This window comes from Arthrobacter sp. 05N429, from assembly GCF_056397045.1.
Map to the genome: position 1 here is coordinate 97097 of NZ_JBFTMQ010000008.1, position 14421 is coordinate 111517.

16 protein-coding genes are annotated in these 14421 nt (G+C 67.5%); 11 read left to right on the top strand and 5 right to left on the bottom strand.

Annotated features, from left to right (window positions below):
• Positions 1-89: 89 nt before the first annotated feature.
• Positions 90-1232, bottom strand: coding sequence for a DNA polymerase III subunit delta' (locus AC1DF4_RS14435; protein ID WP_476913524.1), 1143 nt, complete (start codon positions 1230-1232; stop codon positions 90-92).
• Positions 1229-1885 carry a dTMP kinase gene (gene tmk, locus AC1DF4_RS14440; RefSeq protein WP_476913525.1) on the bottom strand — a complete coding sequence of 219 codons (657 nt, stop codon included), beginning with the start codon at positions 1883-1885 and terminating at the stop codon, positions 1229-1231. Before tmk ends, AC1DF4_RS14435 begins: the two co-directional genes overlap by 4 nt.
• 87 nt (positions 1886-1972) lie before the next feature.
• On the opposite strand from tmk, the gene AC1DF4_RS14445 reads away from it, so the two are divergent.
• Positions 1973-3193 carry a trans-sulfuration enzyme family protein gene (locus AC1DF4_RS14445; protein ID WP_476913526.1) on the top strand — a complete coding sequence of 407 codons (1221 nt, stop codon included), beginning with the start codon at positions 1973-1975 and terminating at the stop codon, positions 3191-3193.
• Between the two features lie 9 nt (positions 3194-3202).
• Positions 3203-3559 (top strand): DUF2516 family protein, encoded by a 357-nt coding sequence (locus AC1DF4_RS14450; RefSeq protein WP_346927364.1) that lies wholly within the window; start codon positions 3203-3205, stop codon positions 3557-3559.
• Positions 3560-3626: 67 nt separating this feature from the next.
• On the opposite strand, the gene AC1DF4_RS14455 is transcribed toward AC1DF4_RS14450, so the two are convergent.
• Positions 3627-4487, bottom strand: coding sequence for a class I SAM-dependent methyltransferase (locus AC1DF4_RS14455; RefSeq protein WP_476913527.1), 861 nt, complete (start codon positions 4485-4487; stop codon positions 3627-3629).
• Positions 4488-4622: 135 nt separating this feature from the next.
• Here AC1DF4_RS14455 and AC1DF4_RS14460 point away from each other — a divergent pair, with 135 nt between their 5' ends.
• Positions 4623-5369, top strand: coding sequence for a phosphoglyceromutase (locus tag AC1DF4_RS14460; protein ID WP_476913528.1), 747 nt, complete (start codon positions 4623-4625; stop codon positions 5367-5369).
• 102 nt (positions 5370-5471) lie between these two features.
• Here the strand turns inward: AC1DF4_RS14460 and phoU are convergent, their stop codons facing one another.
• Positions 5472-6134 (bottom strand): phosphate signaling complex protein PhoU, encoded by a 663-nt coding sequence (gene phoU, locus AC1DF4_RS14465; protein ID WP_224048561.1) that lies wholly within the window; start codon positions 6132-6134, stop codon positions 5472-5474.
• 207 nt (positions 6135-6341) lie between these two features.
• Between phoU and AC1DF4_RS14470 the strand changes: the two genes are divergently transcribed.
• Together AC1DF4_RS14470 and AC1DF4_RS14475 are read left to right on the top strand one after the other, a co-directional pair.
• Positions 6342-7595, top strand: a complete 1254-nt coding sequence (locus AC1DF4_RS14470) for a sensor histidine kinase (RefSeq protein WP_476866131.1) — start codon at positions 6342-6344, stop codon at positions 7593-7595.
• A complete protein-coding gene (locus AC1DF4_RS14475) occupies positions 7592-8272 on the top strand; it encodes a winged helix-turn-helix domain-containing protein (protein WP_441406784.1) in 681 nt (226 codons plus the stop codon). The genes AC1DF4_RS14470 and AC1DF4_RS14475 overlap by 4 nt, the downstream gene beginning before the upstream one ends.
• Before the next feature lie 116 nt (positions 8273-8388).
• Here AC1DF4_RS14475 and AC1DF4_RS14480 read toward each other — a convergent pair whose 3' ends face one another.
• Positions 8389-8931 carry a hypothetical protein gene (locus AC1DF4_RS14480; protein WP_476913544.1) on the bottom strand — a complete coding sequence of 181 codons (543 nt, stop codon included), beginning with the start codon at positions 8929-8931 and terminating at the stop codon, positions 8389-8391.
• Positions 8932-9258: 327 nt separating this feature from the next.
• Here AC1DF4_RS14480 and AC1DF4_RS14485 point away from each other — a divergent pair, with 327 nt between their 5' ends.
• The 6 genes from AC1DF4_RS14485 to rlmB all read left to right on the top strand — a co-directional run bounded on the left by AC1DF4_RS14485 (position 9259) and on the right by rlmB (position 14292).
• A complete protein-coding gene (locus tag AC1DF4_RS14485; protein WP_024367191.1) occupies positions 9259-9741 on the top strand; it encodes a CarD family transcriptional regulator in 483 nt (160 codons plus the stop codon).
• Positions 9742-9926: 185 nt separating this feature from the next.
• Complete coding sequence (gene ispD / locus AC1DF4_RS14490; RefSeq protein WP_476913529.1) at positions 9927-10745, top strand: 2-C-methyl-D-erythritol 4-phosphate cytidylyltransferase; 819 nt, start codon at positions 9927-9929, stop codon at positions 10743-10745.
• Between the two features lie 2 nt (positions 10746-10747).
• The gene (ispF, locus tag AC1DF4_RS14495; RefSeq protein WP_476913530.1) at positions 10748-11284 is read left to right on the top strand and encodes a 2-C-methyl-D-erythritol 2,4-cyclodiphosphate synthase; all 537 of its coding nucleotides are present in this window, start codon (positions 10748-10750) and stop codon (positions 11282-11284) included.
• Positions 11285-11327: 43 nt separating this feature from the next.
• A complete protein-coding gene (locus tag AC1DF4_RS14500; RefSeq protein WP_441406781.1) occupies positions 11328-11657 on the top strand; it encodes a hypothetical protein in 330 nt (109 codons plus the stop codon).
• A gap of 55 nt (positions 11658-11712) precedes the next feature.
• Positions 11713-13182, top strand: a complete 1470-nt coding sequence (gene cysS, locus AC1DF4_RS14505) for a cysteine--tRNA ligase (RefSeq protein ID WP_476913531.1) — start codon at positions 11713-11715, stop codon at positions 13180-13182.
• A 123-nt stretch (positions 13183-13305) separates the two neighbouring features.
• Entirely contained in the window at positions 13306-14292 is a 987-nt protein-coding gene (rlmB, locus tag AC1DF4_RS14510; protein WP_476913532.1) for a 23S rRNA (guanosine(2251)-2'-O)-methyltransferase RlmB, read from the top strand.
• The last annotated feature ends 129 nt before the right edge of the window (positions 14293-14421 follow it).

Here is a 14421-nt window from a genome sequence, read left to right on the forward strand (position 1 = left end):
GAGCGGAGGGGCTGCCGCTTCCCGCGGGGCGGGCGGACGGGGCGGGGCGGAGGGTCGGTTCACCGGGGACTGGTTCACTGGATGGTTTCTCAGATGAGGCTGGCGGCCATGGACTCGATGGTCAGCAGCGGGGCCACGTTGGAGGTCGTGATCCGTTTGCGGGCCTTGTTGATGGCATCCATGCGGGCAAGGGTGGTTTCTGCGGAGGAGTGGCGGGCAAACTCAACGAGTTCACTCCTGAGTTCAACGTTGACCAGTTCCACGGCGTTCCCCATCTGGATGATGAGCACATCCCGGTAGAAAGACAGCAGGTCGGTCAGCGTGCGGTCGAGGGAGTCGGTCACCGAACGCTTGGCGCGGCGCTTCTGGTCGTCCTCGAGCTGTTTGACCTGGCCGCGCATGGCCGGCGGCAGAGTGCCGGTTTCGGGTGCTCCGAGGGTGGCGAGCAAGGCGGTTTTCTCGGCGGCGTCGCGCTCGTCGTTGGAGCTGTTGGCTTCCTCGGTGGCGATCTTGACGAGTTTGTCGGCCATCAGCACCGCGGCGGTGACGCCCCGCAGGCCCAGGGGGAACCGTACTGTTTCGAGCCGCCGCTCGCGGGCTTCGGGATCACGGGCCAGGCGGCGGGCGATCCCGACATGGCTTTGCGCGGCCCGGGCAGCTCGTTCGGCGACGGCCGGGTCGATGCCGTCGCGCTTGACCAGCAGGGCCGCGACGTCGGCCGCGGGCGGAAGCCGCAACGCTACCGGGCGGCAGCGGGAGCGGATGGTGACCAGGACGTCGGCGGGGGAGGGCGCGCAGAGCATCCAGATGGTCCGGGGGGTCGGTTCCTCGATCGCCTTGAGCAGCACATTGGTGGTGCGTTCCGCCATCCGGTCCGCGTCCTCCACCACGATGATGCGCCAGCGCGCCGAGGAGGGCCGGTTCCCGGCAGTGGAGACCAGGTCGCGGGCCTCATCAATGGTGATGGTGACCTTTTCGGTGCGCACAAAGGCCACATCGGAATGGGTCTCGCCCACGATCGTCAGGCACGCCGCGCATTCGCCGCAGCCGCGCAGGCTGACCTCTTCCTGGTCGCAGTTCAACGCGGCGGCAAAGGCCTTCGCCGCGTTGGACCGGCCGGACCCCGGCGGGCCGGTGAAAAGCCAGGCATGGGTCAGGCCCTCACCCTGGGCCGCCTGGCGCAATTGATCGACGACGGCGGGCTGGCCCTGGAGGTCGTCCCAGACGCTCATGATTTCACTCCGCGGTGAAGGGGCAGCAGGGATTCCACCCTCTCGAGGATCCGGGCGGCCAGCTGATCGACCGGGAGGTGTGCGGCGAGGACGAGGTACTGCTCGGGCCGGGCGGCGGCGAGATTGAGGAACGCGGTCCGGATTCTGGCGTGGAATTCATCGGCCTCTGATTCCAGCCGGTCCTCGGCCGCGTCGCCTGCCGTGCGGCGGCGGCGGCCGACTTCGGGGTCGACGTCGAGCAGCACGGTAAGGTCCGGCTGCAGACCGGAGGTTGCCCAGTGGTTGATGTCCCGGACGGCGTCGGTGCCGAGGTCGCGGCCGGCGCCCTGGTAGGCCACCGAGGAGTCGATGTAGCGGTCGGTGAGGACAATCTCGCCGCGTTCGAGGGCGGGGCGGATGACCTGGCTGGCATGGGCGGCGCGGGACGCCGCGAAGATCAGGGCTTCGGTGTGCGCGTCGATGTGGCCGTGGCCGTGGTCCAGGACCAGGGAGCGCAGCTTCTCGCCGATCGGAGTGCCGCCCGGCTCCCGGGTCCGCCGCACTGTGAGGCCGCGCGACTCAAGGGCCGCGGCCAGCTCGGCTGCCTGCGTGGACTTGCCTGCGCCGTCGCCGCCTTCGAAGGCAATAAACAGTCCGGGGTTCTGGGTGGTCACCCTTCTAGCCTACCGACAATCCCTGACAGGAACGCGGCCGACGTAACGCCTTGGGTGCCCTGCGGGGCGCCGAAGTACCCTGTGACCATGAGTCTTTCCGAAGAACAGGCAGCCGCGCTCTCCGCAGAAACAGTCGTAGTGGCGGCGGGCCGGCCGCCGCGTGAACGCGATGCGCCGGTCAACCCTCCGCTGGTGCTCTCCTCGACCTACTTCGGCACGGGACCGCTGGGCGACGGCGACCGCGGCTACGGGCGGTATTCCAACCCCACCTGGGACCCGTTCGAGGAAGCCCTCAGCCAGCTCGAAGGCGCCACGCTCCCGGGCCTGCTCTACGCCTCCGGCCTCGCCGCCGTCAGTTCGGCCCTGTCCCTGGTTCCCGCCGGGGGAGTCCTGGTCATGCCGTCCCACAGCTACGCAGGCTCCCTGGTGATGGCCACGGAACTTGCCGAAAAAGGCTTCCTGGAACTGCGGACGGTAGACATTGCGGACACCGACGCCGTCCTGGCGCAGCTCGCGCCGGCGGACGGGCGGGCCGCCAGCATGCTCTGGCTGGAGAGCCCTACCAACCCGATGCTGGGCGTCGCGGACATCCGTGCGCTGACGGCCGCCGCGCACGCGGCGGGCGCCGTCGTCGTCACCGACAACACCTTCTCCACCCCTCTGGTGCAGCAGCCGCTGGCGCTGGGTTCCGACGTCGTCCTGCATTCGGTGACGAAGTACCTCTCCGGCCACTCCGACGTCGTGCTGGGCGCCCTGGTGACGTCCGACGCCGGACTCCGCGCCTCGCTGCTGCACCACCGCACCATCCACGGCGGCATCGCGGGACCCTTCGAGGCCTGGCTGGCGCTGCGCGGACTGCGCACCCTGGCCCTGCGGGTCGAGCGGTCGCAGGCCTCGGCGGCGGTGCTGGCCGAGCGGCTGAGCGCGCACCCGCGGGTAGGCAGCATCCGGTTCCCGGGACTCCCCTCGGACCCCGGCCACGAGCGGGCGAAAAGCCAGATGAAGGGTTTCGGCTCGGTGCTGTGCATTGAAATGGCCCCGATCGCCAGCAGCGGAAACAACAGCGGCGGCACCGGCACGGGCAGCCTCAGCGGAGCCGACGCGGCGGACCGGATGATCCGTGCCCTGAAGCTTTGGCTGCCCGCCACCTCACTGGGCGGCGTGGAGTCCTTGATCGAACGGCGGCGCCGCCACACCGCCGAGCCGGCCAGTGTGCCGGACAACCTGGTCCGGATGAGCGTCGGGATCGAAAACGTCGAGGACCTTTGGGCCGATTTGGAGCAGGCCCTGGCCACGTTGGGCAGTTAGGCTGGGGGGATGGACGGAAGAGCGCTTATTTACTATGTCGAAACAGGGATCTATTTTCTCCTGGCCCTCGTAGCCCTCGCCCTCGAGGTGTGGGCGTTCTTTGACTGCCTGCGGCACAAGGCGAACGCCTTCGAAGCGGTGTCCAAGCGCACCAAGACGTTCTGGCTGGCCGTCACCGGCGGCGCCATGGCCGTGGGCCTGCTGTCCCTCCTGGGCGGCGGAGGCGGAGGCCTCTTGGGCCCGCTGGGACTGTTCGGCCTCGTCGCAGTGACGGCAGCGTCCGTCTACCTTGCCGACGTCCGCCCGGCCGTCAAAGACGCCGGCCGCGGCGGGAGCCGCAACATGGGCCCCTACGGCCCCTGGTGACGTAACCCGGCACCCTAAGCTCGCAAGCTCGTTCAGGAACCCTGCCGGCGTGGGCCCACCCGGCACTTTACCCCGGCGCAACCGCGTCCCAGCCGACCGTCAGTTCGCCCAGCCGCCACCGGGACGGGCCGTCCAGGACCGGCCAGCCGCCGTCGCGCAGTGCCCGGCACATGGCCGTCCAGCGCTGCCGGTTCCCGAACGACGCCAGCGGCGCCGCCTCCAGCCAGGCCTGGTCCATGGCCTGCAGGAATGCGTGGATGTTCTCGCCCGGGATGTTTCGGTGGATAAGCGCCTTCGGCAGCCGCTCGGCCACGTCTGAGGGCGCCACGAAACTGCCGAACCGCATGGACAGGCTCAGGCTCAGCGGCCGCTCGGCGTCCAGCGCCACCCACGTCACCCGGCGGCCGATCTCGTCGCACGTGCCGTCAATGAACAGCCCGCCCGGCGCCAGCCGGCCTTGCACCAGCCGCCAGATCGCGGCGACGTCGGCTTCCTCGTACTGCCGCAGCACATTGAACGCCCGCACCAGGACGGGGCGGCCGGCAACCGGCAGTTCGAAACCGCCCAACTGGAAGCTGAGTCCGGGCCGTTCCAGTTCCTTGGCCAGCCGGACCCGCTCGGGCTCGATTTCGACGCCGACCACCCGCACATCGGGCCGGACCACGGACAGCCGTTCAAAGAGTTCGACGGCGGTGGCCGGGGACGCGCCGTAGCCCAGATCCACTACCAGGGGATCGGCCGCCCCGCGCAGCCGCCAGGCCTGCGGCCCGGTCAGCCAGCGGTCCAGCCGCCGCATCCGGTTGGGGTTGGTGGTGCCGCGGGTAATGTTGCCCACCGGTCTGCCGGCGCGGGGTCCGCTTTTCGCCACGCCGCGTGTTGCCACGCTCTGATTCCGCGGGGGCGCCACCCGCTCAGCCTTCTGCACCACCAGCCCACCCTATCCTCCAACGGATCCTCCGACGCGGGCGTCCCGCAACGGGCGCGGAGTGACCCTGCGTTGCGGTCGGGGGCCCGTGATGTAACGCACGGCACCGCCCGGGACCGCTCCGCTAGGATAAAAACCATGACTTATAAGCTGATTCTGCTGCGCCACGGCCACAGCGAATGGAACGCCAAGAACCTGTTCACCGGCTGGGTGGACGTTGACCTCAACGACCAGGGCCGGGCCGAGGCGATCCGCGGCGGCGAGCTTCTCGTGGAGAACAACATCCTCCCGGACATCCTGTACACCTCCCTGCTGAAGCGGGCCATCAACACCGCCAACATGACCCTGGACAAGGCCGACCGCGGCTGGATCCCGGTCAAGCGGGACTGGCGGCTCAACGAGCGCCACTACGGCGCCCTGCAGGGCAAAGACAAGGCCCAGACGCTGGCCGAATACGGCGAAGAGCAGTTCATGAACTGGCGCCGGTCCTACGACACCCCGCCGCCGCCCCTGGACGACGACTCCGAGTTCTCCCAGGCCCACGATCCGCGCTACGCGGACCTCGGCGACGCGCTGCCTCGCACCGAATGCCTCAAGGACGTCCTGGTCCGTCTGCTGCCCTACTGGGAATCGGACATCAAGGAAGACCTCAAGGCCGGCAAGACTGTCCTGGTCACGGCCCACGGCAACTCGTTGCGCGCCCTCGTCAAGCACCTCGACGGCATCAGCGACGAAGCCATCGCCGGGCTGAACATCCCCACCGGCATCCCGCTGGTCTACGACCTGGACGAGAACTTCAAGCCGCTGAACCCCGGCGGCACCTACCTCGATCCCGAGGCCGCGGCCGAGGCCATCCAGGCCGTCGCGAACCAGGGCAAGAAGTAACCCGCCTCCACACGGAATTAACGACGCCGGCCGGTCACCCCAAGGTGACCGGCCGGCGTCGTACGTTTTATGGACCGGCGCTCAGGGCCGGAGAGTTTACGCCTAGCTGTGCTCGATGCCGTTCGGCTGCCAGGCGCCGGTGACCAGGTAGGTGACCTTCTGCGCGACGGAGACGCCGTGGTCCGCGAAGCGCTCGAAGTAGCGGCTGGCCAGCGCGACGTCGACGGTCGTGGCGGGGGATTCCTGCCAGTCGCTGCGGGCGATCGCCTGGAACACGCTCAGGTGCAGATCGTTCACGGCGGTGTTGGCCTTCATGATGTCCCGGGCCACTTCAAGATCCCGGGTTTCCAGCAGCACGGTGAGCTTCTCGGCGATCAGCAGGTCGTACGCGGCGAAGCTCTTGAAGGTCTCGTGCAGCTGGGCGGGAACCACGGTTGCAGGGTAGCGGAGGCGCGCGAGCTGGGCGAGGTGGCGGGCGAGGTCGCCCATCCGCTCCAGCGATGCGCTCATCCGGAGGGAGCCCACGATCATCCGCAGATCGCTGGCCACGGGACCCTGCAGGGCGAGGATGTCGATGGCACGCTCGTCCAGGCTGTTCTGCAGGAAGTCGATCCGCGCGTCGGCCGCGATGACATCCTCGGCCAGATCGATGTCCGCGCCTTCGAAGGCAGTCGTTGCTTTCCCGATGGCCTCACTGACCAGCTTCGAGATTTCGACGAGCTGTTCCCCCACTTGGGCGAGCTCTTCCTGAAAAACCTTGCGCACGTGTGCGTCCTTTCCTCGGAAATATTGCCAGCCACCAGCAGTGGCGGGCCCATTTCGGTCACCTCTCGGCGCTCCAACTGTCAAGTGTTCCAGCGTCCGGTGAACTGTTACGCCCCAATAGGTGAACGTTAGCTGAACCGAAGCGCGAATAGCGGGAGATTTCAGTTTCTGACGCAGGCCAGAGCATAAGCTGGAGCCGTGGATCCAATGCTCATCGGCGTGATCGCCGGCCTGATCGGCCTGTCGCTTGGCGTCTTCGGCGTGCTCGCGTTCCGGGTCAGCGAGCAGCAGCGCAAACTCGTCGACGTGGAGTTCGAGGATCCCTCCCTTCCCGACGGAGCCGCCGAGGTGCTCGCCGCCGTCGGCCGCGCCTTTGTGGTGGTGGACGCGATCGACGGCGTCGTCCGGGCCAGCCCAGCTGCCTACGCCTACGGTCTGGTGCGCGGCCACACCCTCGTCCACCAGCAGCTGCTGGAGATGACGGCCAAAGTGCGGCGTGACGGCGTCATCCTCGAACGGCTCCTCGAACTGCCGCGTGGTCCGCTGGGACAGGGCACCATCGTGGTCCAGGTGCGGGCGGCCGTGATCGCGGAGGAATACATCCTCCTGCTCGCCGACGACCGGACCGAGGTCACCCGCACCGAGGAAGTCCGGAACGACTTCGTTGCCAACGTCTCCCACGAACTAAAAACCCCGGTCGGGGCCATATCGTTGCTGGCGGAGGCGCTTGAGTCCTCTGCGGACGACCCGGAGGCCGTGCGCCGCTTCGCCAAACGCACCCACAAGGAGTCCGCCCGGCTCGCCGCCCTGGTGCAGGACATCATCGAACTCTCCCGGCTGCAGGGCGCCAACGTCGCGCAGCAGGGACGGGCGGTGGACATCAATACTGTCGTCACCGAGGCGGTGGACCGGTCCCAGCTACCGGCGGAAAGCAAAGCCATCGACCTCGTCGTCGGCGGGCATGCGGACGCCATGGTCTACGGCGACCAGGACCAGCTGGTGACGGCGCTGCGCAATCTGATCGACAACGCCATCCGCTACTCCCCGGAAAACACCCGCGTCGGGATCGGCATCCGGTCCAAGGACGGCCTCGTGGCCGTGTCCGTGACGGACCAGGGCGGAGGGCTCAGCCCGGAGGACCAGGAACGCGTCTTTGAACGCTTCTACCGCGTGGACGCCGCACGGTCCCGCCATACCGGCGGCACCGGCCTCGGCCTGAGCATCGTCAAGCACGTGGTCGCCAATCACGGCGGCGAGGTGACCCTCTGGTCGCAGCCCGGCCAAGGCTCCACCTTCACCATCCGGCTTCCGGAGCTGGAAGGCCAGGACGACGGCGTTGCCGAGGCGCGCGGCCCGGCGGCCCGCGTGGCCGCCCCTCCCGCGGACCACAGCCCGTCCCAGAACCAACGACCCATACGACATGACGCCGCAGGCGCCCATGAGCAAGGAGCTACCGCTTGAGCAGGATTCTAGTTGTCGAGGACGAAGAGTCGTTCAGCGACCCTTTGTCCTATCTGTTGGGCAAGGAAGGGTTCGAGGTGGAGGTGGTGGACAACGGAATTGACGCCATCACCGAATTCGACCGCAATGGCGCCGACCTGGTGCTGCTGGACCTGCAGTTGCCCGGACAGTCGGGCACCGAGGTCTGCCGGCAACTGCGGCAGCGCTCGTCTGTCCCGGTCATCATGTTGACGGCGAAGGACGCGGAGATCGACAAAGTGGTGGGGCTGGAACTCGGCGCCGACGACTACGTCACCAAGCCCTACTCGTCCCGGGAACTGGTCGCACGTGTCCGGGCCGTGCTGCGCCGCCAGGGCGAGCCCGAGGAACTGGTGTCCAGCACCGTGCAGGCGGGCCCGGTCCGGATGGACATCGAGCGGCATGTGGTCACGGTCGGCGGCGAACCGGTCTCCCTCCCGCTGAAGGAATTCGAGCTGCTGGAAATGCTGCTCCGGAACTCCGGCCGGGTCCTGACCCGCGGGCAGCTGATCGACCGCGTCTGGGGATCGGACTATGTGGGGGACACCAAGACTCTGGATGTCCACGTCAAACGGCTGCGCAGCAAGGTCGAGCCGGACCCCTCGGCGCCCCGGCACCTGATCACGGTCCGCGGCCTGGGCTACAAGTTCGACCCCTAAACCGGAGGACCAGCAACCGGCCGGCGGCGCACAGCCGGCCCACGCCGGCACCAACAAAGTCGACACAGACGAAAGGAGGGGCACCCGAACCGGGTGCCCCTCCTTTTGTGTGGAAACTAGTGGTTTGCGCTGCTCGTCGGCGACGGGGTCGACGTCGGCGTGGCCGAGCCTGTGGGCTCGCTGCCTGCCGGCAGGTACTGCTTGTAGTCGGAGATCGTCCCGTCCAGTACCGGAACCTTGAACTTGGCGTTCTGGTTGGTTCCGTCCTCGGTGATGCTGACCTCGACGAGGGATCCCGGAGCGCCGCCGGTGGTGCTCAGGATGGCCTCGTCCGTGGAATCGTTGAGCAGCGTGTAGGAGTTCTGCTTGACCGGGATCCGGGTCTGGGAGCCGGCGGCGCCGACGATGGTCAGCGTCACGTCCTCGGAGGACGAGTTGTAGACAGCGCCGATCACACGGCCGGGCTTGTCCTCGCCGCCGGAGATGATCATCATGTTGCGGAGCTGCAGCGGGCCAACGTTGGCCTGCGTTCCGTCCGAAGCAGCGTAATGCTCGGTGGTCTGCTGGGGGTTGATGTAGCCGCAGCCTGTTACGGACAGCAGGCCGATGGCCAGTGCAGCCGTTGCCATTGCCAGCTTGCCGCGCTGGCCCCGGTTCATCGCAGTGAAACCCACGTCACGCACTCCTTGAGAGTCTTGGAACATTCTTCAGCCATAGCCTATCGGCAATCCGCGCCAAACCATGATTCGGGCCTTACACATAACCGTGCACATTGCCGCCGGATCCGGCGTCGGGAGGCCCGCTCGCGGGGAAGCCGCGCGCCCTTGGCAACGGGACGGCAATGCACTAATATCCGCTTTCGTCAAGGGGTCTGGAGGGGCCGTTTAGGCCATTTTCCCCGTATTCATGCGGTTCTTGGGTGCGTTCCATGGCAGATGTATGCCTTAAACGTGATAAACTGGTCTGCGGGAAAGGGGAATGTCCACATGGTTTTTGAGGTCGGCGAGACAGTAGTTTACCCTCACCACGGTGCAGCAAAAATTGAAGAAATCAAGATGCGCACTGTCAAGGGCGAAGAGAAGATGTATCTCAAGCTCAAGGTGGCTCAGGGTGATCTGACCATTGAAGTTCCAGCAGAAAACGTTGACCTGGTTGGGGTCCGGGACGTAGTGGGCAAAGAAGGTCTGGAGCACGTGTTTGAAGTGCTGCGGGCCGAGTTCACTGAAGAGCCCACCAACTGGTCACGTCGATACAAGGCAAACCTGGAGAAGCTTGCTTCCGGTGACGTCATCAAGGTGGCAGAGGTCGTCCGCGACCTGTGGCGCCGCGATCACGATCGGGGTCTCTCCGCAGGAGAGAAGCGCATGCTGGCCAAGGCCCGCCAGATTCTGATTTCAGAACTGGCACTGGCTGAGAAGACCGATGAAGAGAAGGCTGCAAGCGTTCTCGACGAGGTCCTGGCTTCCTAAGCAACAGTCGAAAGACAAGAATCGAACCCCGGTGGCGTAACAGCTGCCGGGGTTTCTTCTTGCCCTCTTTCGGCCGCCGCCACCCTGGTTGCTCTGTCACTTGTGGTCGCTCTGAGCGCCCCGGAAGCACCAGAACTGATAGCTCAACGGGGTGTTCCTTGGCGCTGGGACGTAGTCTTGTGCGCATGGACTCTGCACCGAGATACCCCGTCACCGCGGTCATCGTCGTGGCCGCCGGCTCCGGCCAGCGCCTGGGCTACGGGATGCCCAAAGCCAAGGTTCCCCTGGGCGGCGACACCATCCTCACCCACGCCCTGCGCGGCGTCGCGGCGGCCGGCATCGCGCAGCAGATCTGCATCGCCATTCCGCCCGGCGACCGGGAGCTCCACGCGCTCTGCGACGACTTCGCCCAGGCCCTCAAGGCCGAACACCCGGGCACGCCTCACACCGGGGGCACCGGTCAGCCCCCGGTCGTGACCATTGTCGACGGCGGCGCCACCCGCTCCGAATCGGTCCGTGCCGCGTTGGCAGCCCTCCTGCCGGCCACGGAAGCAGTCCTGGTCCACGACGCCGCCCGCGCACTGACGCCCGAGGCCGTCTTCCACCGGGTATCCCATGCCCTCGCGTCCGGAGCCCTGGCCGTCATCCCGGCCATTCCCGTCGTCGACACGGTCAAGACGGTGGAACCGACCACCGGCGACGGCGCCGCGATCGCCCCTGAGCTTGTCACCGGCACCGCAGCCCGGGAGACCCTGCGGGCCGTACAGACCCCGCAAGGCTTCGACCTTGCCACCCTCCGGCGCGCCCACGAGGCCGCGGCCTCCTTCGATGACGGCCAGGCGGCCGCCGTCACGGACGACGCCATGCTGGTCGAGCTTCTCGGCGTCCCCGTCCACGCGGTCCGCGGCGCCAGCCAGTCGCTGAAGATCACCACGCCGCTGGACCTGATCATTGCCGAGGGTCTCCTCGAAGGCCCGCTGGGTGTCCGTTGGGTGGAAGGCTGACCATGTCCGGACCCCAGAACGCCGCGATGCCCGTCATCCCGCGGACCGGCATCGGCATCGACGTCCATGCCTACGCCCCCGCGGACGCGCCCCAGCCGCTCTGGCTCGGCGGGTTGTTCTGGGACGGGGAGCGCGGACTGTCCGGCCACTCCGACGGCGACCCCGTCGCCCATGCCGCAGCCGACGCCCTGTTCTCCGCCTGCGGCGTCGGGGACCTCGGAACGCATTTCGGCACCGACCGCCCGGAGTACGCCGGTGCCTCCGGCGTGACGCTGCTGGCCGAGGCCGCGCGGATCGTCCGCGCGGCGGGCTTCGAGATCGGGAACATCGCCGTGCAGTTCGTGGCCAACAGGCCCAAGTTCGGCCCACGCCGGGAGGAATCCCAGCGGGTCCTGAGCGAGGCGGCGGGAGCTCCCGTGAGTGTCTCGGCCACCACCAGCGACGGCCTGGGCTTCACCGGCCGCGGCGAAGGCATCGCGGCCACGGCCACGGCACTGGTCTACCCGGTCGCCTCGGCGTCTTCGGAGCCCGTCGCCTAGGCTTGAGTGCAGATCCTTTCCGCACAACACCAGGAGACTCCCCGTGAAAAAGCTGCTGCCCGCCGTCGTACTTGTGGCCGGACTGCTGCTGACAGGCTGCGCCGGAACGCCGAAGATGAGCATCCCGGACAGTTGCGCGTTCCTCAACAAGGACACCTTCGTTCCCACCGGCAACCAGCAGCAGCAGGCGGAACAGATCTCCAAGCATTACCAGGAGGTCGCGGACAAGGTGGCTCCCGAGGTGGCTGCCCCGATCCAGAAGATGGCCGATGTCATGAAGGACGTCTCCGGTTCGTCCCTCGGCGCCAAAAGCGACGAACAGACCAAACAGCTCGCGGAACAGATGAACAAGATCGGCGAGTACTGCAAGTAGGAGCCCGGCGCGGTCCGGACCCCGGGGCGCGAACGCCATCGGCTAATCTGGAGCGGTGACCCTGCGCTTCTATGACACTGCATCCGCCGAAGTCCGCGACTTCGTCCCCCTGGTTCCGGGCAAAGTGAGCCTCTACTACTGCGGCGCCACAGTGCAGGGCATGCCGCATGTCGGGCACATCCGCTCCGCCATCGCCTTCGACCAGCTCACCCGCTGGCTGCAGTACCGCGGATTCCGCGTCACCTCGGTCCGCAACGTCACCGATATCGACGACAAGATCCTCGCCAAGTCCGCGGATTCCTTCGCCCCCGACTTTGAGGACGAGCCGGGCTCCGTCCGCGAGGAGGAATGGTGGGCGCTGGCCTACCGCTACGAGCAGGAATTCCTCAAGGCCTACGACACGCTGGGCGTCTCCCGCCCCACCTATGAGCCGCGCGCCACCGGCCACATCCCGGAAATGCACGCCCTGATCCAGCAGCTGATCGACCGCGGCCACGCCTACCCGGCCCTCGACGGCTCCGGCGACGTGTACTTCGACGTGCGCTCCTGGAACAAGTACGGCACGCTGACGCGCCAAAAACTCGACGACATGCAGGGGGCCCCGGACGCCGACCCCCGGGGGAAGAAGGACCCGCGCGACTTCGCCCTCTGGAAGGGCCACAAGGACGGGGAGCCGACGACGGCAAGCTGGGCCTCGCCGTGGGGCGCCGGCCGTCCGGGCTGGCACCTCGAATGCTCCGCCATGGTCACTAAGTACCTCGGCACCGAGTTCGACATCCACGGCGGCGGGCTGGACCTGAGGTTCCCGCACCACGAAAACGAGATGGCACAGTCCCAGGCCGCGGGCCACGGCTTCGCCAACTTCTGGATGCACAACGGCATGGTCACCTACGCCGGCGAAAAGATGTCCAAGTCCATCGGCAACACCGTCAGCCCGGCCGAAATGCTGGAACTCGCTTCGCCGCGGGTGGTCCGCTACTACCTCGGCCAGGCGCAGTACCGCTCGGTGCTGGACTATCAGCCGACGTCCCTGCAGGAAGCAGCGGCGGCCATGGAACGCATCGACGGTTTCATCAGCCGCGCTCTCCGGACCCTCGCCGGCGTCGACGGCGGCACCCCCGCAAGCGTCGGCTTCGCCAGCTACGGCACCGTCCCGGACGCCTTCGCCGCCGCGATGGACGATGACCTCAACGTCCCGCAGGCCCTGGCGGTACTCCACGACACCGTGCGGGCGGGCAACACCGCGCTGACCGCCGGGGAGCTCGACGCCGCCCGGGCGGCACTCGCCAGCGTCACCGACATGCTGCGTGTCCTTGGTCTCAATGACACCGCGGCGCCGGCAGCGGATGAACAGGGCACCACCGCACTTGGCGTCCTCGTTGAGGCGCAGCTCTCGGCCAGGGCGCAGGCGCGGGCCAGCAAGGACTGGGCCGCATCGGACGCCATCCGGGATACTCTCGCCGCCGCCGGCGTCGTCGTCGAGGACGGCCCGGACGGCGCAAACTGGAGCCTCAAACGCGGCTGATCCGGCGCCGTTGGGAGCGCTGAACCAGGGCACCGCCACCCCCTGCGGTCGAGGATTTAACGCGAGTCAGTAGACTGGAGTTCAGACTTATCAACGAATCGCGTAGTTAAAAGGGTGAAACTCATGGCCAACAACGGTCGCCGCTCGGTCAAACTGAAGAAGGGCCCCTCCGTCGGAACCGGGGGCCACGGCCGCAAGGCTCTTGAGGGCAAGGGGCCGACGCCCAAGGCGGAGGACCGCCCGTACCACAAGGCCCACAAGAACAAGCAGCTCGCGGAACGCTCCGCCGCCAAGCGCCCGGGAGCCCCGCGCAACCCCGGTGCCCGCTCCGGTCCCAAGGGCCGCGCCACCGAGGAAGTCGTCACCGGACGCAACTCCGTCGTCGAGGCGCTGCGTGCCGGCATCCCGGCCAAGGCCCTGCACGTTGCCATCCGCATAGAGATGGACGACCGCGTCAAGGAATCCCTCAAGCTGGCGGCCGAGCGCGGCATCCCGCTGCTCGAAACCGGCAAGCCCGAGCTGGACCGGATGACGGACGACGCCATCCACCAGGGCCTCGTGCTGCAGATCCCGCCGTACGAGTACCAGGACGCCTACGAGCTCGCGGAAGAGACCATTGATGCCTGGAAGAAGGGCCACGTCGCCAACGCGCCGCTCTTCGTCGCGCTCGACGGCATCACCGACCCGCGCAACCTTGGCGCGATCATCCGCTCCGTCTCGGCGTTCAGCGGCCACGGCGTCATCGTCCCGGAACGCCGCTCCGTCGGCGTCACCGCCTCGGCCTGGAAGACCAGCGCCGGAGCTGCCGTCCGCGTCCCCGTGGCACGCGCCGCCAACCTGAACAACACGCTGAAGGCGTTCAAGAACATGGGCATCTATGTTCTGGGGCTGGACGGCGACGGCGACGTCTCGCTGCCCGACCTCGCCCTGGCCACCGAGCCGGTTTGCATCGTCGTCGGTTCCGAAGGCAAGGGCCTCAGCCGCCTGGTCCGCGAGAACTGCGACCAGATCGTCTCCATCCCGATCGACTCCGCCATGGAATCGCTCAACGCCTCCATGGCCGTCGGCATCTCCCTCTACGAGATCTCCCGCCAGCGCTCCGCCAAGTAACCTTCGCTTCGGATAGCGGTTCAGTGTGCCGTCACCTGAGTCTTGCCGTCGCTTAGTCGTGGTTGGGTCCGCCGGTACCGGAGCTTTGCCGTCGCTTAGACACCTCCCGACGCTCCGTTCGGCCGCGGG

Bases quoted from the DNA above. Each gene is read 5' to 3' on its own strand.
- AC1DF4_RS14435 (WP_476913524.1), bottom strand. From the start codon at position 1,232: ATGAGCGTCTGGGACGACCTCCAGGGCCAGCCCGCCGTCGTCGATCAA.
- AC1DF4_RS14445 (WP_476913526.1), top strand. From the start codon at position 1,973: ATGAGTCTTTCCGAAGAACAGGCAGCCGCGCTCTCCGCAGAAACAGTC.
- AC1DF4_RS14450 (WP_346927364.1), top strand. From the start codon at position 3,203: ATGGACGGAAGAGCGCTTATTTACTATGTCGAAACAGGGATCTATTTT.
- AC1DF4_RS14460 (WP_476913528.1), top strand. From the start codon at position 4,623: ATGACTTATAAGCTGATTCTGCTGCGCCACGGCCACAGCGAATGGAAC.
- AC1DF4_RS14470 (WP_476866131.1), top strand. From the start codon at position 6,342: ATGCTCATCGGCGTGATCGCCGGCCTGATCGGCCTGTCGCTTGGCGTC.
- AC1DF4_RS14480 (WP_476913544.1), bottom strand. From the start codon at position 8,931: ATGAACCGGGGCCAGCGCGGCAAGCTGGCAATGGCAACGGCTGCACTG.
- AC1DF4_RS14485 (WP_024367191.1), top strand. From the start codon at position 9,259: ATGGTTTTTGAGGTCGGCGAGACAGTAGTTTACCCTCACCACGGTGCA.
- ispD (WP_476913529.1), top strand. From the start codon at position 9,927: ATGGACTCTGCACCGAGATACCCCGTCACCGCGGTCATCGTCGTGGCC.
- ispF (WP_476913530.1), top strand. From the start codon at position 10,748: ATGTCCGGACCCCAGAACGCCGCGATGCCCGTCATCCCGCGGACCGGC.
- rlmB (WP_476913532.1), top strand. From the start codon at position 13,306: ATGGCCAACAACGGTCGCCGCTCGGTCAAACTGAAGAAGGGCCCCTCC.